Annotated in this window: 14 protein-coding genes; 12 read left to right on the top strand and 2 right to left on the bottom strand. The window is 76.1% G+C overall.

Annotated features, from left to right (window positions below; translation table 11 throughout):
* Window positions 1-19 precede the first annotated feature (19 nt).
* From IE118_RS23220 to IE118_RS23200, 5 genes are read left to right on the top strand one after another with little or no spacing between them, the layout of a single operon-like run.
* Complete coding sequence (locus IE118_RS23220) at window positions 20-874, top strand: DUF4132 domain-containing protein (RefSeq protein WP_189559949.1); 855 nt, start codon at window positions 20-22, stop codon at window positions 872-874.
* Window positions 871-5,913 carry a hypothetical protein gene (locus tag IE118_RS23215; protein WP_189559948.1) on the top strand — a complete coding sequence of 1,681 codons (5,043 nt, stop codon included), beginning with the start codon at window positions 871-873 and terminating at the stop codon, window positions 5,911-5,913. The genes IE118_RS23220 and IE118_RS23215 overlap by 4 nt, the downstream gene beginning before the upstream one ends.
* 35 nt (window positions 5,914-5,948) lie before the next feature.
* Complete coding sequence (locus tag IE118_RS23210) at window positions 5,949-7,118, top strand: ATP-binding protein (protein WP_189559947.1); 1,170 nt, start codon at window positions 5,949-5,951, stop codon at window positions 7,116-7,118.
* 5 nt (window positions 7,119-7,123) lie between these two features.
* Window positions 7,124-10,756, top strand: a complete 3,633-nt coding sequence (locus IE118_RS23205) for a vWA domain-containing protein (protein ID WP_229846914.1) — start codon at window positions 7,124-7,126, stop codon at window positions 10,754-10,756.
* Window positions 10,753-12,564 (top strand): hypothetical protein, encoded by a 1,812-nt coding sequence (locus IE118_RS23200; RefSeq protein WP_189559946.1) that lies wholly within the window; start codon window positions 10,753-10,755, stop codon window positions 12,562-12,564. Before IE118_RS23205 ends, IE118_RS23200 begins: the two co-directional genes overlap by 4 nt.
* 214 nt (window positions 12,565-12,778) lie before the next feature.
* Here the strand turns inward: IE118_RS23200 and IE118_RS23195 are convergent, their stop codons facing one another.
* Window positions 12,779-14,464 (bottom strand): ATP-binding cassette domain-containing protein, encoded by a 1,686-nt coding sequence (locus IE118_RS23195; protein ID WP_189559945.1) that lies wholly within the window; start codon window positions 14,462-14,464, stop codon window positions 12,779-12,781.
* A gap of 238 nt (window positions 14,465-14,702) precedes the next feature.
* On the opposite strand from IE118_RS23195, the gene IE118_RS23190 reads away from it, so the two are divergent.
* The 7 genes from IE118_RS23190 (at window position 14,703) to IE118_RS23160 (ending at window position 20,672) form a co-directional block, all read left to right on the top strand.
* The gene (locus IE118_RS23190; RefSeq protein ID WP_229846913.1) at window positions 14,703-15,152 is read left to right on the top strand and encodes a ribosomal maturation YjgA family protein; all 450 of its coding nucleotides are present in this window, start codon (window positions 14,703-14,705) and stop codon (window positions 15,150-15,152) included.
* 135 nt (window positions 15,153-15,287) lie between these two features.
* Entirely contained in the window at window positions 15,288-16,472 is a 1,185-nt protein-coding gene (locus IE118_RS23185; protein ID WP_189559944.1) for an FAD-dependent oxidoreductase, read from the top strand.
* Window positions 16,473-16,532: 60 nt separating this feature from the next.
* Complete coding sequence (locus IE118_RS23180; RefSeq protein ID WP_189559943.1) at window positions 16,533-16,748, top strand: hypothetical protein; 216 nt, start codon at window positions 16,533-16,535, stop codon at window positions 16,746-16,748.
* Between the two features lie 36 nt (window positions 16,749-16,784).
* Window positions 16,785-17,018, top strand: a complete 234-nt coding sequence (locus IE118_RS23175) for an NUDIX hydrolase (protein WP_373303216.1) — start codon at window positions 16,785-16,787, stop codon at window positions 17,016-17,018.
* Window positions 17,019-17,053: 35 nt separating this feature from the next.
* Window positions 17,054-18,262, top strand: coding sequence for an RNA-guided endonuclease InsQ/TnpB family protein (locus tag IE118_RS23170; protein WP_189559942.1), 1,209 nt, complete (start codon window positions 17,054-17,056; stop codon window positions 18,260-18,262).
* A 422-nt stretch (window positions 18,263-18,684) separates the two neighbouring features.
* Window positions 18,685-19,581: a DMT family transporter gene (locus tag IE118_RS23165; protein ID WP_229846912.1), complete on the top strand. Its 897-nt coding sequence runs from the start codon at window positions 18,685-18,687 to the stop codon at window positions 19,579-19,581.
* A gap of 35 nt (window positions 19,582-19,616) precedes the next feature.
* On the top strand, window positions 19,617-20,672 hold the full coding sequence (locus IE118_RS23160; RefSeq protein WP_189559940.1) for a P1 family peptidase: 1,056 nt from the start codon (window positions 19,617-19,619) through the stop codon (window positions 20,670-20,672).
* Between the two features lie 37 nt (window positions 20,673-20,709).
* Here the strand turns inward: IE118_RS23160 and IE118_RS23155 are convergent, their stop codons facing one another.
* Complete coding sequence (locus IE118_RS23155; RefSeq protein ID WP_189559939.1) at window positions 20,710-21,516, bottom strand: class I SAM-dependent methyltransferase; 807 nt, start codon at window positions 21,514-21,516, stop codon at window positions 20,710-20,712.
* Window positions 21,517-21,696: the final 180 nt, after the last annotated feature.

Below are 21,696 nucleotides of genomic sequence, written 5' to 3'. Positions count from 1 at the left end.
GTGAGTGCGGGAGGCACGCATGGGGTGGGTGTCGGCCGGCGACTACGAAGTCGCCCTCGACGACGGCAAGGTGGTGTGCCGCAACGCGGCCGGGCGGCGGCTGAAGTCCGTACCGTCGAAGATCGCCGACGATCCCGCGGTGGTGGGGCTGCGGCAGCTCGTCGAGTGGCTCGATCGGCACGAGCGGCAGTGCCTCGCCGACGTCGAGCGGTGGATGGTGCGCTCCCTGCCGGTGCCGTTCGCCGTGCTGGCGCGGGTGTGGCCCGACCCGGCCTGGCAGGCCGCCCTGCGCGACACGGTCGTCACGGGGGCCGACGGCGTGGTGGCCGGGTTCCTGCGGGACGCCGACCCCGAGCGCGGTCTCGGCGTCGTCGACCTCGACGGCGACACCGTCCGGATCACCCCCGGCCTGGTCCGCCTCCCGCACCCGGTGCTGCTCGATGACCTGGAGGACCTGCGCGAGTTCGCCGTCGAGATCGGCATCGAGCAGCGCGCCCAGCAGCTCTTCCGCGAGGTGTGGCACCGGCCCGCCGCCCTCGACACCGGCGCCGCCTCCGTCGAGGAGTACGCGGGCGGGGTCTTCAGGGAACTGAGGTTCCTGCACGGCCGTGCGACCCAGCTCGGATACCGCGTACGCGGCGGACACGCCGTGTGCTCCGTGCTGGAGGACGGCCGCGGCGTCGAGGCCCGCGTCTGGGTCGGTGACTACGACGGCTACGCGGAGACGGAGACCGGCCCGCTGGTCTTCACCGACACCGCCGGCCGGGCACTGAAGCTCGGTCAGGTCGGGCCGGTGGCCTGGTCGGAGGGCATGCGCATGGCGGCCGCGCTGTACGCCGGACGCGACATCGAGGACGAGGAGCGTGCGGCATGACCGCGTACGAGTACGACGGCGTCACCTTCGACGAGGCCACCGCGGCCGCCCTGCTCGACGCCGGCGCCGTACTGCCCCCGGGCACCACGGACCGCGAGGACGCCGATGTCCTCACCGCCCGCACCTACACCCACACCGCGCTCGGTGAGCGGACGGTCGTGCGGCTGGTGCCCGGCACCCTCGGTGAGGCCGAGGACCTCGCCCTGGACTTCCTCGGCCTCACCCGGGAGCCCGAGACCCGCGAGGTCGGACAGGTACGCCGGGAAGCCCTCGGCTTCCCCGCCTGGGCCCTCGTCAACGACCCGGCGAACGGACACCACGCGCTGGCTCTCGTCCGGGACGTCGAGCGGTTCGCCCGGCAGGCCAAGTCCCGCCCCGGCACCGCCAAGGAGGGCTTCGAGGCGCTCGGCGAGCGACTCGGCCGGGCCGTCCCGCACTTCCTGCCCACCTTCTACGAGCAGGCCGCCCGCGTCTTCCTCCAGCACGAGAACACCACCTACGCCGCCGCCTTCTTCGGCAAGGCCCGCGACGCGGAACGGGTGCACGCGCTGACCGTGGACGAGGAGCGGCAGCGCGCCGTGTTCCTGGAGTTCGCCTTCGCCGGCGCGCTGACGGTCAAGGCCCTCAAGGAACACGTGAAGGCCCTCGCGGCACGGCTCACCCCCGCCGAGGCATGGGCGCAGTTCCGGCAGCTGACCGTGGAGCGCTGCGCCGCGGGCATGCCGCCGTACGCCTCGCTGCCCCAGGACGCGCGCACCCTCATCAAGGCGGCCGGACTGGACCGGGTCACCGAGGAGTGCGCTCTCGTCGCGGACCTGCTGACCTCACCCGCCGCCGTGCGCGCCCCCGCCTCCTTCTGGAACACCTACCGGGCGACGCTCGTCGTCCTCGCCGAGCGGCAACCCGCCGTCCGGGCCCGGCTGCTGGAGATCATGCCCGCCGGGCTCGGCCGCTCCGTCGAGGACGACGAGTTCTGGCTGGCACTGCTCGCGGAGACCGGTGCCGACCGGCTGCTCACGGACGGCACCGACACCGCGGACGGCACCGACGCGGCGGACTGGCTCACCCGCTGGGCGCTGCACCGCAAGCACGGCGGCACCGCCGGTGACCGCTCACCGGCCACCCTCGCCCTCGTCCAGCGCATGGCCCCCCGCCTGCGCGCGCACGGCCGCCCCGTCGACCTCTTCACCGGCCGCTGGCACGCCGGCGCCGACCTCGACCTCGTGGACCTGTGCACGGCCGAGGACGTTCCGCTGACCCGGCCCGGCGCCGGCACGGACGTCCACCTCGCCCTCGGCCGGTGGATGGAGGACACCCGCACCGGACGGCGCGACCTGACCGCCCTGGCGGCGGACCCGTACGGACGGCGCCTGCTCTACGACGCCGTGGGCAACGTGCACCGTCAGCGGGCGAGCACCGGCCAACTGGAGAAGATCGCCGGACATCCCGTGCTCGCCGGGGTGCTCCGCGAGTGGCTGGACGACGCAGCCGCCGAGCTGGACGGCGCCGCCGGTCTCGCGGGTGCCCGCGCGGCCCTCGAACGGCTGCGGCCCTTCCGTACCGTCGCCGCCGAGGTCAGTCCGCGGGCCGTCGCCCGGGCCGCCGCACTCGACATCGCACCGCTGCTCGGCAACACCCTGCGCGCCGGCATCCCGGACGAACTGGGCTGGCCGGCACTGGAGGAGGCAGTGCTCCGTCTCGAGGCCGGGACCCGGCGTGACGGTGACGACAACCTCGCCGTCGAGGAGTCCTGGCCGGCCCTGATCCTCTCCCGCGGGCACAAGGCGATCGTGGTGGGACCGCAGGGCATCCTGCTCGAACACGACCTGCGGCTGCCGGCCGGACTGGACCGCTGGCAGCGGCCCTCCTTCCGCTACACGGACGGCGAACTGCTGGTCATGTGGCGGGAGAGCGGGAAACAGCACGGCTACTGGTCGGCCCGCCCGGCCGAGGTGTTCCCGCTCGGCGGCGAGAAGCTCCCCTCCTGGTACAGCAGCGGCGACGCCGGCGAGACCTCGATCCCGCTGCCGGACGGCGGCCGCGCCACCGGCGGGCGCACCCTGCGGGCAGGGGACACGGTCCTGCCGCCCCGCCGCCCCCTCATCGGGGACGGCACCTCGTACTGGCGCCAGGGACGGCAGGGCCTGCGGCAGGTGTGGCTCGAACACGACCCGGCGACCGGCACCCACGGCCGCGCCTCGCTGCCCGCGTTCCTGCGCTCCGCCGTCCGGGACGGCTCCACCCTGCTCCAGCAGCACTGCACGGTACTGCCCCTCCAGCCCGGCCTGGAGCACAGCCCGTTCGGCACCGACGGCACGGTCCTCGGCCGCTGGGTGCGCACCGACGGCGAGGGCGGCGAGGCCCGCACCACCGTCGGCACACCCGACGGCCGGACCACCACGCTCCCCGCGGCGGGCCACCGGATACCGGGCGTTCCGCTCGGCGCGCTGCGGCTGCCCTCGGGCGCCGAGCCCGTCGTCGCCGCCCAGCACCGCCAGGTCACCTGGTACACCACGGACCGGACCACCGGCCTGTGGGAGCTGGGCAGGGTGACACCGCTGCAGCGCGGTGGCGAGTTCGCCGCCGGCACACCGCTCGTCCCGCCGGTCGACTTCTGGCACGCGCTGCGCCCCCGCGACGAGAAGGCCTCGGCGGTCCTGCGCGCGCTGAGCGACGATCAGGCCCGGGAACTGCTGCGCGAGGGAGCCCGTGTGCTGGCCGAGCGGCAGGCCCGGATGGCGGCGGCCAGGCGGGCGAACGCGGACACCGACGGCGGGACCGGCCGGGAGCCGGACCACTCCGGTGTCCCGAGCGCCCAGGAGACCCTGCGCACGGTCGTCGCCCGCTCCCTGCCCGCCCTCACCGAGCCCCGGATACTCACCGGCGTCACCGGCCTCGTGCTCGCGGTCCTCCGCCTCGCCGAGTCCGTCGCCGCCTTCGTCGAACCCCCCGCGCGACAGCCCGGCACGCCGTCCCGGCAGGTCGCCGGCATGTTCGCCGACTACCGCCCCGAGAACGGCGACGACCAGACGCTGCGCGAGGCGACCGCGGGCCTCGCCGAGCAGCACGGCTGGTGGGGCGGCGGACAGCGGTGGAGCGTGCTGCGCCAGATCCGCGCCGTCAACCACGTCCTCACGGGGAAGCCCGCCGAGGGCAAGGCCCTGCCCGCCGCGGCCCGGCTCACCGGCCCCGCCGACGGCTGGACCAGCGACGCGCGCACCGTCCCGGCCGAGGGCCCGGCGTGGCCGTCCGTGCTGGACGCGCTGCGTCCGCTCGCCTACCGTGCCGCCTCACCCGCCCTGACGCAGACGCACCGCGCGGCCCTGCTGCTGCTCTTCGAGGCCATCGCGGAGGGCCCTCTGGCCGCATCCGGAACCGTGCTGCGCGACGTCGTGCTGAGCGAACCGCGCGGCAAGCAGGACCGCGCCGGTCAGGTGCTGCGCCGCGACGGCCGCACCGTCGTCGTCCTCGGCTGCCAGAGCGTCGACCACCATCACCAGCGCGTGAACTGGCTGGCCCTGGACCACGACCCGACCGGCACCTTCGGCGCCGTCGCCCACTTCACCTCGGGACGCGAGAGCGCGCACCCACCGGTGTTCCCGGCCGGTGATCTGGCCGCCGTGACCGCGCTCGTCCGCGACAAGGGCCCGGCGCCCTGGCAGCCGGAAGCACCCGCCGCCCTGGCCGCCGCCACGCAGGGCGGACTGGGACCGCTTCAGGCGACCCTGCTGCTCGCCGGGAAGCCGCCCCAGCTGACCGACGAGGTGAGCGCGACGACGGGCCTGAAGCCGAGGCAGAAGCAGCTGGGGGACGCACTGCTCGGCTCGGTCGAGCCAGGCGACAGGGCGGCCCTCGTCGGCGCCCTGCTGCCCCGCGACCCGGCGGACCTGTGGACCTCCGGGCCGGACACGGACGCGGCGGGCCGGGTGTGGGCCGAGCGCCTCGACGGCGTCCTCCGGCTGCCCGAGGACCTCGCCGGCGACCTGTCCCTTCCGGGGCTGCCCACCGCATCCGTCGAAGAGGTGCTCAATCCGCGCCGCACGCCCTGGCTCAGCCGCACCACCGTCCAGCGGCCCGACAAGGACGGCAACCTCGTACCGGAGGACCCCCGGGCGCTGCCCGGCCGGTACGACCTGACCCGCGCCGTGTCCTCCCTGGCCGGACTCGCCTACGCCCTGCCCTACGGACACCCGCTGCGCGCCTCGCTGCCGGCGGGACTCGGGGCGCTGCGCCGCCGCCTCACGGACCCCGGGCTGCTGCTCGACCTGGACCTGGACTGGACCGAGAAGGGCTCGTCGACCGCCGCCGAACTGCGCAGGGCGTACGGACTTCCCGCCACCGGCGGTGCCGGCCCCGACGGCCTCACCCGTGTCGGCGAGGCCCTGGTCCTGCGCCCCTGGTACGGCGACCAGGAGGCAGTCCTGGTGCGCTCCGCCGCCCTCCGGGACGCGGACGACCCCGTGTTCGGACTGCTCGACGGACTCGTCGGACCCGGACGCGGCGACGGCCTGCGGACACTGCGGACCGTCCTCGACGACGGACTCGCCCGTGCCGTGGCGGCGGGAGGGGACCCCGGGGCCCCCACCGGGTACGCCCACGATCCGTCCGTCAGCGTGCCCGGCCTGGTGGCCGAGGTCGCCTCGGCGCACGGTCTGGGCGAGGACGCGGCGGGGCTCTACCTCCAGCTGCTCGCCCTGCCCGACCCGACGGACCGCAACTGCGTCCGCCGGACCGGCTGGAAGCCCGCCCGTATGAAGAGGGCCCGCGCCGAACTGGCGGCGGCCGACGGGCTGGTCGTCGAGGCGAAGCGGGCCCGGGCCGGACGCACCCTGTTCCTGCCCTGCGGCTGGCTGGACCTGAAGTCGCCCGCGCTGCCGGTGGAGATCTGGAAGCAGGGCCTCTACCCGCCGCACGGCACCGCACCCACGCTGCCGGTCCCCGAGCTGTTCACCCGCGCGTGGGAGCGTGTCCGCGCCGGTGACGCCCCCGCCTACGAGGAACTCGCCACCCGCGCCACCCGCAAGGGCCGCCGCCGATGACCACCCGCCACCCGCACCCGGAAGAAACCGCGCCGATGACCACCACCCTGTGTCCTTCCCCGGCCCGCCAGATCGTCCCGCCCGAGGACCGGCACGCGACCGAACTGGCCTTCCTCGCCGCTCTGGACGACGGGCCGCGCCCGCCCGCCTGGCGGCTCACCCCCCGAGCCGTCGTCACCTTCGTCATGGGCAGCGCGGGCGAGGCGCTGAAGCTGCCCGACGGTGCGCAGGTGCCCGAGGGGGTGCCGCGGCGCCTGGTCGTCGAGGACAAGTTCGTCGGTGACCGGGCATTGGTCGAACGCTGCGTGGTGACCCTCGCGGGCGAGCGCGGACTGCTGCTCGTCGGCGAGCCCGGCACCGCCAAGTCGATGCTGTCGGAGCTGCTCTCCGCCGCGGTCTGCGGCACCAGCGGCCTCGTCGTCCAGGGCACCGCGGGCACCACCGAGGACCAGCTCAAGTACGGCTGGAACTACGCGCTGCTGCTGGCCCAGGGCCCCTCCCGGCAGGCCCTTGTGCCCTCGCCCGTGCTCACCGCGATGGCCCGTGGCGCGGTGGCCCGCGTCGAGGAGATCACCCGCTGCCTGCCCGAAGTGCAGGACGCGCTGGTGTCGTTGCTCTCCGAACGGCGGATCGCCGTACCCGAACTCGCCGGCAGCGAGGACGCGCTGGCGCACGCGGCGCCCGGCTTCAACCTCATCGCCACCGCGAACCTCCGCGACAAGGGTGTCTCCGAGATGTCCGCGGCCCTCAAGCGCCGCTTCAACTTCGAGACGGTGGGGCCCATCGGGGACCTCGACGCGGAGACCGCGCTGGTGCGCGGCCAGGCCCGGGCGTCCGTCGAGCGGGCCGGCGCGCCCTTCCAGGTCGACGACGCCGTGCTGGAGGCGCTGGTCACCGCGTTCCGGGACCTGCGCGAGGGCCGCTCGGCGGAGGGCTGGGAGGTCGAACGGCCCTCCACGGTGATGAGCACCGCGGAGGCCGTGTCCGTCGCCGGGGCCCTGGCCCTCGCCGCGGCCTACTTCCCCGGCGACCGCGACGTGCTCGGACTGCTGCCCGGCCACCTGCTCGGCGTGGTCCGCAAGGACGACCCGGCCGACGCCGCCCGGCTGCGCGGCTACTGGGACGGACCCGTCCGGCGCCGCGCCGAACAGGGCTCCGCCACCTGGCGCACCCTCTGGGACCTGCGCACCGTGCTGGAGGGCTGACCGCCGTGCCCCTCACCCACCCGGCCGCCCCGCAGGGCAGCCCCGCCACGCCCGACGAGGTGCTCGCCGCCCTCACCGACCCCTCCGGGCCCTGTCTCGTCGGCGTACGGCACCACGCGCCCTCCCTGGCCGCCGCCCTGCCCGCCCTGCTGGACGAGGCGGCACCGGAGGTGCTGCTCGTCGAACTGCCCGCCGAGATGCAGCAGTGGCTGCCCTGGCTGGGACACGAGGAGACACGCGCGCCGGTGGCGCTCGCCGCCGCTCCCGCCGACGGGAGCGGCCGGGGACCGGCGTTCTACCCGTTCGCCGACTTCTCGCCCGAACTGGCCGCGGTGCGCTGGGCCACCCGGCGCGGCGTACCGGTGGTCGCCTGCGACCTGCCGCTCGCCGACCCGGCCTGGGGCGAAGGACGGCGGACCGCGGCGACGGGACCCCTCGGGCCCGGGCTCGCCACCGCCGTACGGGCCCGGCTGACCGGCCGCCCGGGGGACGACCTCTGGGACCGGCTCGTCGAGGCGACCGCTCCCGGCTCCCCGCCCGAGGCCCTCCGCCGGGCCGCCCTCCTCACCGGGTGGGCCCTGCGCGAGGACGCGGCCGCCCGGGGCGGCGTGCCCGCACTCGACCTGCGGCGCGAGCGCTGGATGCGGGCCCGGCTGGCCGAGGCCACCGCGGCGGGCCGGCGGGCCGCCGTGGTGGTGGGAGCCTTCCACGCCCCGGCGCTCCTGCGGCCGGTCGCGGGAGAGGACACGGAGCCGGACGCGGGGGACGACGCGACGCCGGACCCGCAGGCGCGGCAGCCCGCCTGGACCACCTCGCTGATCCCGTACACCTACGCGCTCCTCGACGAGCGGTCCGGCTATCCGGCGGGCATCCGCGACCCGGAGTGGCAGGACATGGTGCTGCGCGCGGCGGGCGACCCGGCGGCGCTCGAAGAGGCCCTGACGCGGGCCGCCGTACGCGTCTGCGCCGAACTGCGCGGCCTCGGCCACCCCGCCGGGCCCGCCGACGCGCGGGAGATCAGCCGGCTCGCCTCGGACCTCGCCCGGCTGCGCGGCCTCCCCGCGGCAGGCCGCGGCGAGCTCGTCGAAGCCGTGCAGACGGTGCTCGCGCAGGGCGAGCCCTACGGCAGGGGACGGGCCGTGGCGCGGGCGATGGAACGCGTCCTCGTCGGCACCCGCGGCGGGCGTCCCGCCCCCCGGGCTCCGCGCAGCGGCCTGGCCCCCGCGGTCGAGGCCGACGTGGCCCGACTGGGCCTGCCGGGCCCCGGGGCGGACGGCCCCGCACGCGACCTGCGGCTCGACCCGCTGCGCTCCGACCTCGACCGGCGCCGTGAACTGCTGCTGCGCCGGCTGACGGTGTGCGGGGTGCCCTACGGCGAGCCCAGGGAGGTCGCCGGCGCGGGCGGCGCCGAGGCCCTCACCTCCCGCTGGGAGGTCCGCTGGACACCCGCCACGGCGGCGATGCTGACCGCTGCCGGCATCCGTGGAGTCACCCCGGCGCAGGCCGCCGAAGGGGTGCTGCGGGAGCGTCGGCGCCAGGAACTCGACGAGGGCGGCCCGACGGCTGCGCAGGCCCTCGAAGGGCTCGGACGAGCGGCGGAGTGCGGCCTGACCGCACTCTCCGACGAGCGGCTCGGCGACATCGCCGCGGTCCTGCCCGGAGCCGGCACCCTGCCCGACCTCCTCGCCGGCCTGGCCCTGCTGGACCGGCTGCGGGCAGGCCACGTCCCCGGCCTCGCCCCCGACCCGGACCGCCGGGCCCGGGCGGCCGACGTCGCGGACCTGCTCACGGCGGCGGCGGTACGCCAGGTGGACGGCCTCACCGGATCCGAGGACCCGGCCGACGCCCACGCCCTGCTCGCACTGGCCCAGCGCGCCGACCCGCTGGGCGGCATCCGGCTCACCGACGCCCTGGAGCGCCTGTCCGCGGCCGGCTCCCCGATGATGCGCGGCGCCGCCGGGGCCGTGCGGGTCCTGCTCGGCCACGAGGACGCGCGGGCTCTCGGTGACCGGGTGGCCTCCTGGGTCGACGGGGCCACCGGCCCCGACTCCCGCGCCGCGCTCACCGCCCGGCTCGGCGGACTGCTGACCGCCGCGGGTCCGCTCCTGGAGACGGCGGAGCCCGCCCTGGAACCCCTCCTCACCCGGGTGACGGAGCTGTCCGACCGGGACTTCCTCGACCGGCTGCCCGCGCTGCGCGGCGGTTTCGACACGTTGAGCCCCGCGGCCCGCGACCGTCTCTTCGCCACCGTCGAGGCGCGCCTCGGCACCACGCACGTCGCCGACACCGCCGGCGTCGACCCGGTCGCCCTCGCCGCCTGGACGGAGGCGGATCTCGCGGCCCGCGAGCGGCTGCGCTCCCTGGACCTCCTGCCGCGTCCCGGCACCGGGACCCGCACCCCGGCCGTCCCCCCGGCCGGAGCGCCGGGGGCGTCGGCGCGACCCGGGCCCGGGACCGGGTCGCGGTCCGGACCGGGAGACACCGCGGCCGAGGGCGGCCTCGGCCGCGGTGCCGCGCGGGGCGAGACGCACGTCCTCGCTCCCGCCGACCGCTGGCGCCTCCTCCTCGGCCGCCGCACCGACGCGCTCCCGCGGTCGGCCGCACCGCTCGCGACCGCGCTGGACGAGCTGTACGGCAGCGGACGCGGCGAAGGCAGCCGGGGCGGCCTCGGCACGCCGGGACGCGGCGGGGGACGCCAGGCGCCCTACCCGGGGGCCCGGGAGTGGTCGGAGGAGCTGGCCGCGCTGTTCGGCCCGGGCATCCGTGAGGAAGTCCTGGCCGCGGCCGCCGCCTCCGGCCGCAGCGACGTCCTCACCGAACTGGACCCGGACGGGGTGCGCCCCTCGGTGGACCTGCTGCGCACCGTGCTGCGGCACGCGGGCGGCCTGCCCGAGGCCCGGCTGGCCGCGCTGCGCCCGCTGGTCCGGAGCCTCGTCGAGGCGCTGACCCGGCAGCTGGCCACCCGTCTGCGCCCGGCCCTGCACGGCACCGCCCTGCCCCGCCCCAGCAGACGGCCCGGCGGGGCCCTGGACCTGCCCCGCACCCTGCGGGCCAACCTGGCGACCGCCCGCCGCGGCCCGGACGGCACGGTCGGGGTGATCCCCGAGCGTCCGGTCTTCCGCACCCGGGCGCGCCGGGCCGCCGACTGGCGGCTGATCCTCGTCACCGACGTCTCCGGCTCCATGGAGGCGTCCACGGTGTGGGCCGCGCTGACCGCCTCGGTGCTGGCGGGGGTGCCGACCCTGTCCACCCACTTCCTGGCCTTCTCCACCGAGGTCATCGACCTCACCGGCCACGTGGACGACCCCCTCTCCCTGCTGCTGGAGGTCTCCGTCGGCGGCGGCACCCACATCGCCGCCGGACTGCGGCACGCGCGCGAACTCGTCACCGTGCCGTCCCGCACCCTCGTCGTGGTCGTCAGCGACTTCGAGGAGGGCTATCCGCTCGGCGGTCTGCTCGCCGAGGTCCGCGCGCTGGTGTCGGCGGGCTGCCACGTCCTGGGCTGCGCGAGCCTCGACGACACCGGCAGGCCCCGCTACTCCACGGGGGTCGCCGGCCGGCTGGTCGCCGCGGGGATGCCCGTCGCCGCCCTCAGTCCGCTCGAACTCGCCCGCTGGGTAGGGGAGAAGATCGCATGAGCCCGGACCTGCCTCCGGTCGCCCCGTCCGTCACCGCCGCACTCGTCGCGGCGCTCCCGCCCCGGCTCCGCAAGCGCCTGGACGCGGGCGTCACCAAGCTCCTGGCACGTCCCGTCACCCGGGACGGCGACACCGTACGGATCGCCGTGGACGACGGGACCGACGTCGTCCTGCACGCGCCGGGCGGGTCGGTGACCGGTGCGGACGCGATCCGCTGCGGATGCCTGCTGGCACCCGACTGCCTGCACCGCGCGGCGGCCGCGTCGGCGGCACCCGTCGCCGAGGACACCCCGGACCCGAATGCCGCCGGGGAGTCCGGCTCCGCCGAGGACCCGGGCCCCGCGGGGGAGCCCAACCCCGGTGCGGACGGGGACGCGACCAAGGGGACGGCGGAGGGGGAGCAGCGGGAGCCCGAGACCGCCACGTCCGCACAACACGCCGCCGCCCACGCGGTGTTCGACGCCGCCGCCGCCGTGCTGGAAGCCGGCACCGACGGCGCCGGGGCCGTCCTCCAGGCGGAGCTCCTGCACGCCGCGCACACCGCCCGCCTCGCCGGCCTCCCGCGGGCGTCCGCCGCGGCCGTCGCCGTGGTGACCGCCGTCCGGGCGGCCCGCGCCGCCGACCCCGCGTACCGGCTCGGCGACCTCGCCGGCGCCCTCACCGCCGTCCTCGACGTCGCCCACCGCCTCCCGCACGCCACCGGTCCCGAGCTGTCCGCACTGCGCGGCACCGTCCGGCAGCCGTACCGCCCCGACGGGTCCCTGCGCCTGTACGGGCTGTTCTCCGAACCCGTCCTCACCGCCACCGGCTACGCGGGCGCGGTCACCTGGACGGCCGACGCCGACGGACGCCTCTACACGGTGTCCGACGTGGCACCCGGCGGCCCCGCCCGGGCGACCGGCGCCGCCGACCGGGCCGTACGCGTCGGTGACACCACCCTGACCCACCGCGAACTGTCCCGCGCGGGGCTGGCCGTGTCCGGCGCCACCGTCTCCCCGACGGGCCGCCTCGGCGCGGGCGCGGGCGTGCGGGCGGTCCGCGCCTCCGGCGCCGCCTGGCAGGACGAGCCCCTGGACCGCCTGTGGGCCGTCCCCGCCGCCGACCAGGTCACCAGGGCCCTGGAGGGCGGGCAGGACGTGCTGTTCCTGGAGGTGACCCTCACCGGCACGGTGCGGGAGACGGCGGGCGACTGTCTGCTCGCCGACTGCGCGGGCGTGTCCCTGCGCCTGGCCGCCGCCCATGACGACCCGGCGCTGCCCTGCCGCGAGAACCTCCGCCTGCTCGCCGCCGCCGCGGGCAGCAGGCTGCGGATCGTGGCACGCCTGACACCGGGCCCGCACCCGCGCGCCCTGCTCCTCGCCGTCGCCCACCCCACCGACCCGGCGGCCCGCGTGGACCTGGGCCTGGACCGGCTCCAGCACGCCGACCTGCCCCGGGAGACCTTCGTGCCACCGGGCGGGGGCGCGGCCGGCGGGGACGAGGCGCCGCTGCACCTGCTGCGCCGCCGCGTCCACCAGGCCGTGCCGGGAGGGCGCCGGGTGCTCGCCCTCGCCGCCGGCACGCCGGGAGACGCCGCCCGCCTGCGCCGCCTCGGTCTCGCCACGGCGGCCGACCTGCTCGACGACCTCCGCACCGCCGCCGCGGACCGTTCCCGCGACGTCTTCGGACGCCTGGTCCCGGCCGACCGGGGCCGCTTCGCCCGGTCCTGGCTCGCGGCGGCCGTCTACACCGAGGTGGTCGAACAGGCGCTGTGCGTCCACGCGTGGGGAGGCGCCGCCCGAGCGGCGGCCGCACCGGCCACCGCCTGACCGAGGGGGCCCGAGGGTCCTCCCTCCCCGCCGGGGGCATGGTCCCCCGGCGGCCTCGGTGTCGCCCGGCGGTCCGCGGCCATCACGCCAGGCAGCCCGGACACCGTCGCGGCCGGCACCCCGTACCCGGTCGGACCGGACCACGCCGGCCGGCGTCCAGGGGCACCGGACGACCCGGGGCGCGAGCGCCCTCGCGGCCACGCCCGCCGGGAGTTCACGGCCGTGTCGCGGACGGGACCGGCCCGGCCTCCTGCTCCAGGCGCAGCAGCGGCCAGTGCGCGAGGTCCCGCAGGAGCTGCCGGTCGTGGGTCGCGACGGCCACGGCGGCGCTCGTCCCGCGGATCGCGTCGGTCAGCTCGTCGACCAGCCGCGCCGACAGGTGATTCGTCGGCTCGTCGAGCAGGAGAAGCGTGGGCCGGCCGGACAGGGCGAGCGCCAGGTCGAGGCGCCGCCGCTGCCCCTGGGACATCCGCCCCACCGGTGTCCGCGCCGCCTCGGCGTCCAGCAGTCCGAGCGAGGCGAGCGACCCGGCCTCGCTGGCCCGGAGCTCCCCGCGGGCCGTCAGCCGGCCCACGTGACGCTCGTACACCTCCCGGGCGGTCAGCGACGGTTCCTGACCGGCCGTCTCCTGGCCGACCCGCACGACGCGCGCCCCGCTCGCCGCCCTCACCTGTCCGTCCGTGGGCCGGAGAGCACCGGCCAGCACCGCCAGCAGCGTGGACTTCCCCGCGCCGTTCGGTCCGGTGACGAGCAGCCGGTCGCCGCCGTCGAGGACGACGTCCACCGGACCGGCCAGCCGCCCCCGCACCCTCACACCGTGCGCCCGCACCTGCGGCGCGCCCGCGCGTATCTCCGGTTCCGGCCACCGCAGCGCGGGCGGCGGCTCCGGCACGTCGATCCGGTGCGCGCGCAGGGCCGCCTGCTGCCGGTGCAGGGCCTGTACGACGCCCGGCGCGCGGGACTGACGCCGGTGCTTGCCGGTGCCCTTGTCCGGCCGCCAGCCGGTGGAGAGCCGGTCGCGGGCCTGCGACACCGCGTCCCGCAGCCGCAGGTGCTCGGCCTGCTGCTGCTCGTGCTCCTGCTCCCAGCGCTCACGTTCCCGGCGCCGGGCGTCCTGCCAGGCCTCGTAGCCGCCGGCGTAGAGGAGCGGCTTTCCCTCACGGGACGGGTCGAGGTCGACGAACCGGTCCGCGACGTCGCGGAGCAGCGCCCGGTCGTGACTCACGACGGCGAGGCCGCCGGCGTGCTCCCGCAGACGGCGGGTGAGGAAGTCCAGCCCGGCGGCGTCGAGATGGTTGGTCGGCTCGTCGAGCAGCAGCACGTCGTGGCGGGCACCGAGCAGACAGGCCAGGCGGACGCGGTAGCGCTGTCCGACCGAGAGGGTGGACAGCGGACGGTCACGGTCGGTGCAGGCGCCGAGGGCGTCCAGGGCCACGTCGACCCGGCGTCCGGCGTCCCAGGCGTCGAGGCGGGTGGCGGCGTCGAGGGCGGCGGCATAGCGCTCGTCGGCGGCGGAGTCGCCCCCGGCCAGGGCGAGGGCCGCCTCGTCCAGCGCACCGAGTGCCGCGAGGGGGGCGGCCAGTGCGGCGGACGTCAGGGTGCCGACGGTCTCGCCGTCCCGCGCGGACAGCTCCTGCCGGGCCAGGCCGACCGTGCCGGTCCGCCGTACGGTGCCCTCGTCGGGCACGACCAGACCGGCGAGGACGTGCAGCAAGGTGGTCTTGCCCCGGCCGTTCTCGCCCACGACGGCGATCCGCGACCGGGCGGACACGGTGACGGACAGGCCGTCCAGGACGCACCGTGACCCGCGGGTCACGGTGACGTTCTCGGCGCGGACGTGCGCGCCGGCGCCCGCGTCGACGGGCAGGGACAGGGTTTCCGGGGTGACATCGGGGTTCAACGGACGCTCCGCAGCTCGCAGGGGAGCCGGGCAGCACGGAAAAGCCGCCCGGCGGGAACCGGAACGGCGTGCGCGTGTTCCGCAGGAAGGGCGCCGCCGTCAGCGGGCGGAGCGGACCTTCTGCGACCAGATGCCTCGTGCCATACGGGAGAGGCTAACAAGAGCGGTGCTCTCGTCTCACCCGCTTTTCACACGCCCATGGCACGGGCGGTCCCGGGCGGCCTCCACAATGACGCCCATGATCTCGCGCCCCCGTACCCCCGTTCGTAACCCCGGCCGTCCGGGTCGCAGACGCCTCGTGGCGGCGCCGGCCGCGCTGATGATCGTCGGCGCGGGGCTGGGCCTCAGGGCCGTGGCGACGGGGGACGTGGCGAAGTACGGCGGAGATGCCCTGTACACCCTGCTGATGCTCGCCCTCGTCGTCCTGGTGGCGCCCCGGACGCCGCCGTCGGCCGCCGCGGGAGCGGCGCTGGCCGTCAGCTGGGGAGTGGAGTTCCTGCAACTCACCCCCCTGCCCGCGGAACTCGCACGGCACAGCACCCTCGCCCGACTGGTCCTCGGCTCCACCTTCAACGCACCCGACCTGTTCTGGTACGCGGTCGGCGCGGCAGCGGGCGGGCTCGTGATGAAGGGCTGTGCGCTGCTGTGCCGCACCCCACCCCTTGCTCAACCTATCGAATCTCGATAGGTTCCTATCGTGGTTCGATCGAGGCGCCGGTCATGGGCGAGCGCCCGAGCCGACCACTGCCACGACACACGCCGACGACCCGCACCGACGGCGCGCCCACGTCGACCCCCGACCCACCCCGCAGGGAGCACAGCCATGCCCGCAGCAGCCCGCACACCCCACCTCCCCGCCGGCACGACGACGGCCGACGTCCTGGTGGTCGGGGCCGGACTGGCGGGCCTGCACGTCGCCACCGTCCTCGCCCGCCAGGGCCACGACGTGCTCCTCGTCGACCGGCGGACCACCCTGGCCGGAGCGATCCGCACCACGGGCATCTTCGTGCGCAAGACGCTCGACGACTACCCGCTGCCCGACGAACACCTCGGCCCGCCCATCCGGCGGGTCCTGCTCTACCCCCCGGACCTGCGCCGCCCCGTCAGCCTGGTCAGCGACCGCGACGAGTACCGCGTGGGCGACATGGCGCGGCTGTACGAGGCGGGGGCAGCGGCAGCGGCCGACGCCGGTGTGCGGCTGTCGCTGGGCACCCGCTACGCCGGCCGGCACGGCCGCACCTTCCACCTGATCGGCCGCGACGGCCCCACCGACGTCCGGGCCCGGTTCGTCGTCGGGGCCGACGGCGCCCGCTCGACCGTCGCCCGCGACCTCGGTCTCGACCGCAACCGCCGGCTGCTGGTCGGAGCCGAAGAGGTCTACGAGGTCCGCCCGAACGGCGAACCGCCCACCTTCCACTGCGTCCTCGACCCCGCGCTCGCCCCCGGCTACCTCGCCTGGGTGGTCCACGACGGGCAGCACGCCCACGTCGGCACCGCGGGCTACGCCCACCGCTTCCCGGAAGGGCTGCGCCGGGCCGTGGCACGCTTCAGCGCCTCAGCACCCGGACTGGCCGGCGTCGAGCGCCCCGAGGCGGTCGAGCGCCGCGGCGGCCCCATACCCGTCGGCGGTGTGCTGCGCCGCATCAGCTGCGCCGACGGGCTCCTGGTGGGGGACGCCGCGGGAGCGGTCTCCCCGCTCACCGCCGGCGGCCTGGACCCCTGCCTGCGCCTGTCGGACCTGGCCGCCCGCGTCCTCGACGACGCGCTGACCGCCGGGAAACCGGACGCGCTAGCCCACTACGACGGGGCCGGCCTGCGTGCCGCCTTCCGGGGGCGGCTGTCGCTGCGCAGGGGCCTGTCCCACGTACGGACCCCGGCAGCGACGAACGCCGCGTTCACCCTGCTGCGCACACCGCTAGGCCGGGCGGCGGCATCCCGCGTCCTCTTCGGCGACCGCTCCTTCCCCGACCGGCCCACCGCCCCCCGCGTCCACGCCGCGCACCGGTGACCGCGGGAGCACGGACCACCCCCGCATGCGCGCCCCCGACCCCCCGTGCACGCTGGTGTCATGGCGAGCGACCAGCCCATCGTGATCTACCCGCCCGGCGACGACGGGGGACGACGGGTCCGCGCGGGGGCACGGTTCCTGGGGATGGCCTACGGGCTCCTCGACGTCGTGGAGTTCCTGCGCCTGGCCGGGCTGGACGACGTCGACGACGCCTGGATGCGGCAGTCCGCGCTGGTCGAGTGGCGCGGTGGCGGCCCCGACGCCTGGAGCGGGTGACCCGGCCGGCGGAGCCGTCCGGCAGCATGCGGTCCCATGGGTGAACGAGTGGAACGCGTCGACGAGCACGACGAGGTCCTCGCCGTCGTCGGCAGGGACGACGCGGTACGCCACGGATGGCTGCACCGCATCGCGACGGTCGTGTGCCGGGACACCGCCGGACGGTACCTCGTGCACCGCCGCCCCGACGGCGCCGCGCGCTTCCCGGGCAGTTGCGACATCAACTTCCACTGCACCCCGCGTCAGCCCGGTGGTGAAGCGAATCCCTGACTCGCCTCGCAAACCAACTGTGTATCGTGATCCGCGTGCAGCTTCGGTACGGCTTTCGCTTGTACCCGAGTGCGGGTCAGCGCACAGCGTTGGCGAGGGCGTTCGGGTGTGCGCGGGTGGTCTACAACGACGCGCTCCGCGCTCGGGAGACCGCCCGCGCTGAAGGGCTGCCGTTCCCGAAATCAGGAGACCTGTCGAAGACGGTAATCACCAGGGCGAAGCAGACGCCGGAACGGGCGTGGCTCGCTGAGGTGTCGGCGGTTGTGCTCCAGCAGTCTCTGAGGGACCTGGACGCCGCGTACAGGAACTTCTTCGACGGCTTGAAGGGCAAGCGTCCGCGCATGGGCGCGCCTCGGTACAAGTCCCGTAAGGACACCCGGCAAGCTGTCCGGTTCACCGCGAACGCCCGCTGGTCGATCACCCGGGGTGGGAAGCTGCGCCTGCCGAAGATCGGTGACCTGAAGGTGAAGTGGTCCCGTGCTCTGCCGTCGACGCCGTCCACGGTGACGGTGGTCAAGGACAGCGCAGGCCGGTACTTCGCGTCGTTCGTCGTGGAGACCGGTCCGGAAGAGGTGTTGCCGGAGACGACGCCGGAGCTGGGCATCGATCTCGGGCTCGGGCACTTCGCTGTCCTCTCGGACGGCACGAAGATCGACAGCCCGCGCTTCCTGCGCCGGGCCGAGAAACGAGTGAAGAAGGCGCAGCGCGCCCTGTGCCGTAAGGAGAAGGGCAGCAAGAACCGGGACAAGGCGAGGATCCGCGTTGCACGGGCGCACGCCCGCGTTGCGGACGCGCGCCGCGAGTTTCACCACCAGCTCTCCACGAAGTTGATCCGCGAGAACCAAGCGATCGCTGTGGAGGACCTGGCGGTGAAGGGACTCGCGCGTACGCGCCTGGCCAAGTCCATCCACGATGCCGGATGGTCGGTGTTCGTGGCCATGCTGGGGTACAAGGCCGCACGGTACGGGCGCGTCTTCGTGAAGATCGGCCGGTTCGAGCCCACCTCGCAGGTGTGTTCGCAGTGCGGCGTGAAGGACGGCGCCAAGCCCTTGCGCGTTCGTGTGTGGGCCTGCGGGGCATGTGGGGCCGTTCTGGACCGGGACATCAATGCGGCGGTCAACGTCGCCAGGGCGGCCGGACTGGCCGTGACAGCCTGTCGAGCGCAGGTAAGACGGGCATCCGTGCCCGCACCGCGCAGCGAAGCAGGAACCCACCCGACACCACAGCCTGCAACGGCACGGTAGACGGGAATCGCCGCCCGTCAAGGCGGCGAGGATGTCAAAACTGGATGCTCGGCGGGTGGCGGCGGCGCGGCCGGCGGCCGGCGCGGCGGGCGGCGACGCGCGCCCGCCCTGCGCCCCCCCGCCCGGGGCGCCCGAGCCAGCGGCCCGGCGCGCGCCGCCGCACGCGAACTCGCGGAGTATCTCGGTGCGGGGCTCGTCCGCACTGCGTGCTCAAGTTCCGGTGCGCGGGCGCCATCAACCCGTACCCCGACGCACGCGCGGCGTTCCACCGGTACCTCGTCACCGTCCGCGGCGAGCGGCCGTGCCACGCCTGACACTCGGCCGGCCCGGTCACACGGGTGACGCGACGTGCGCCCTCGGACCGCCCGGGTCACCATGGCGGGGAGCGGGGGGCCGACTCGTCGCTCCGGAGGATGCCCACGGTGGACTTGCTGGTGCCGGTCCTCTTCGCCCTGGGCGCGGCGCTGAGCAACGCCCTGGCGACCGTCCTCCAGCGCAAGGCGGCGCTGAGCGTGCCACGCTCGGACTCCCTGCGGGCCGGGCTCATGCTCGATCTGCTGCGGCGCCCCGTCTGGCTGGCCGGCATGGCCACCGTCATCGCCGCCGCGGTCTGCCAGGCGGTGGCCCTCGCGACGGGTCCGATGACGGTCGTTCAGCCCCTCTTCGTCCTGGAGCTGCCCCTGGCCCTCGTCATCGCCACCGTGCTGCTCCACGGGCGCCTGTCGCCCTCCGGCTGGGGGGCGGTCGGTGCGGTGGTGACAGGGCTCGCCGTGGCCCTGTTCGCCGCCTCACCCGAGGGAAACCGCACACACGCCCCGATGGACCGCTGGATCCCGGTACTGGCGGTGTGCGCCGCCGTGCTCGCCGGCCTCGTCCTCGCCGCGCTGCGCAGACCCGAGGGCCGGGGGCGCGCCGCCTGTTTCGGACTGGCCACCGCCGTCGCCTACGCGGCGACGGCGGCCCTGATGAAGACGTCCATGCACACCCTCGACGACGAGGGCGTCACCGCCTTCCTCGGCACCTGGCAGACCTACGGTTTCGCCCTTTTCGGCGCCTGTGCCCTGTTCCTCCTGTCGAACGCCATGCAGGCCGGGCCACTCGTCGCCTCCCAGCCGGCCATCACACTCGGCGACGCCGGAGTGAGCCTGGCGCTCGGCATCACCCTCTGCGCCGAGCATCTGCGAGGCGGCTGGTGGGTCCCGCTCCAGCTGCTCGGCGCCGCGGTGATCGCCGCGGGCGTGCTGGCCCTCTCGCGGCTGCCGCTCGCCCGGGCACTGACCGGTGAGGGGCGCCGGGCCGCCCCCGCCGAGGCCCCGTGACGGCCGCCCGGCACCTGTGTGTACCGTCCACCGGTATGGATCAGCCGTCGTACCCGCCCACCCGGCGCCGCGCCCGCGACCTCGGCATCGTCATCGGGCGTACACCCGCCGGCCCGCTCGACGCGATCACGGACGTGCCGGGCGTCCGGATCGGCCACACCACGGTCCGGCGGGAGCCCGACGTGCACAGCGGGGTCACCGCGGTGGTGCCGGACGGGGTGGGCCCCGGCACACCGCTCCCGGCGGGCGTGTTCACGGGCAACGGTTACGGCAAGCTCGTCGGGACGACCCAGCTGACCGAACTCGGCACCCTGGAGACCCCGGTACTGCTGACCTCGACCCTCTCGGCGTTCCGCGTCGCCGACGCCCTCGTCGGCTGGATGCTCCGGCGTCCCGGCTGCGAGGGGACACAGAGCCTCAACCCGGTCGTGGGGGAGTGCAACGACGGCTTCCTCTCCGACATCCGTTCCCGGCCCGTCCTCGAGGAGCACGTCCGGGCCGCCCTCGACGGAGCGTCCGGCGGGCCGGTGGCCGAGGGCTGCGTCGGCGCGGGCACCGGCACCGTCGCCCTGGGCTTCAAGGCAGGCATCGGCACCGCCTCGCGCACACCGCACGTGGGGGAGCGGCGGTTCACCGTCGGCGTCCTGGTGCAGGCGAACTTCGGCGGCACCCTGCGCGTACTCGGCCGCACCCTCACCCCGCGCTCCCTCGGGCTCGGCCCGGACGACGCGGCACCGGCCGCGGAGACGGGCTCCTGCATGATCGTGGTGGCCACGGACGCCCCGCTCGACGCCCGGCAGCTCACCCGGGTCGCCCGTCGGGCCGTGTTCGCCCTCGCGCGCACCGGCGCCGCCTACAGCCACGGCAGCGGCGACTACGCCGTCGCCTTCGGCACACGTCCCGGCCCACTCGTGGCCGACTCCGAACTCGGTGCGCTGTTCGAAGCGGTCCTCGACGGGGTGGAGGAGGCGGTGCTCAACAGTCTGCTCGCGGCGACGGCGACGACGGGCGTACACGGCCGGACCGTGCCCGCCCTCCCGGCCGACCTGCTGCTCGATGCCCTGGCCACGCCCGCGACCGGACCGGGGTGACGCGACGCCGGACGGGCGCGCGGGAACCGGCCGCCGGTCAGTCCCGTCGCCCCCAGGCCATCGCCATGCCCGGCCCCAGCTCGGCGAGCCCCGGCGAGTCCAGGTACGCCGTCGCCTCCGCGACGGTATCCGCGTCGACCAGACCCGTCGCCGTCAGCTCCGGCCGCATCCGGCTCCAGGTCTCCGACCAGAAACGGGCCAGGGGGCTGCCGGCGGTCAGGGGCGGACAGAACACCTCCGCGGCCACCTCCCGCAGCCCCTCCTCCCGCAGGAACCGCGGATAGGCGGGCACGTCGCAGATGTCGGTGCCGATCGTCGTCCGCAGAGCCCGCCACATGGCGTCCATGGTGCGCCGGTACGGGGAGGAGGCGTCGCGGGCGTCGGGCAGTTCCACCGCGTCGCCCAGCACCAGTGCTCCGCCCGGGTTCAGCCAGCCGGCCAGCCGTGAGACGATCCGCCGGCGGCCGGGCAGGTGCATCAGCACGAACCGGGCGTGGATCAGGTCGAACGCGCCCGGCCGCAGGTCCTCGTCCGTGAGGTCCGCGCGGAGCACCCGCAGCCCGCGCCCGGCGACCGCGGCGAGCGCGTCGGTGTCCCGGTCCAGCGCGACCACCTCCTCCGCGCCCGCCTCGTCCAGCAGCCACCGCGCGACCGTGCCGGTCCCGGCGCCCACCTCGAGACAGCGATGGCCTGGGCCCACGCCCAGCGCCCGCAGACGGTGCGTGGTGAGGGGGTCGTACACCAGCGCGGCGGCGTCGATGCGCCCCGCCTCGCGCGGGTGCTCCGGTGCGAACAGGTCCTCGCCGTACCGGCCGGCCGCGCCCGCGGAACGTGAGTCGGTCATGACCGGACCTCCTGGCCTGTGCGACCCGCACGGCGCGCCGGGCTCGCTCCCGCCCGCGGTGCCGCCGCCCGCCGCCGGCGCCCCACCGCCCCCGGGGCCGGGCCCGTCCCCACCGTCTCACGGGCCGCATCCGGCCGCGCGGGGGAGGGCGGGGTGCGGCCCGGCGCCGTTACTGTCGCT

The organism is Streptomyces pilosus (genome assembly GCF_014649835.1).
Lineage (GTDB): Bacteria > Actinomycetota > Actinomycetes > Streptomycetales > Streptomycetaceae > Streptomyces > Streptomyces pilosus.
Note: the sequence above shows the minus strand (reverse complement) of the source record. Positions and strands in the feature narration are given on the sequence as shown.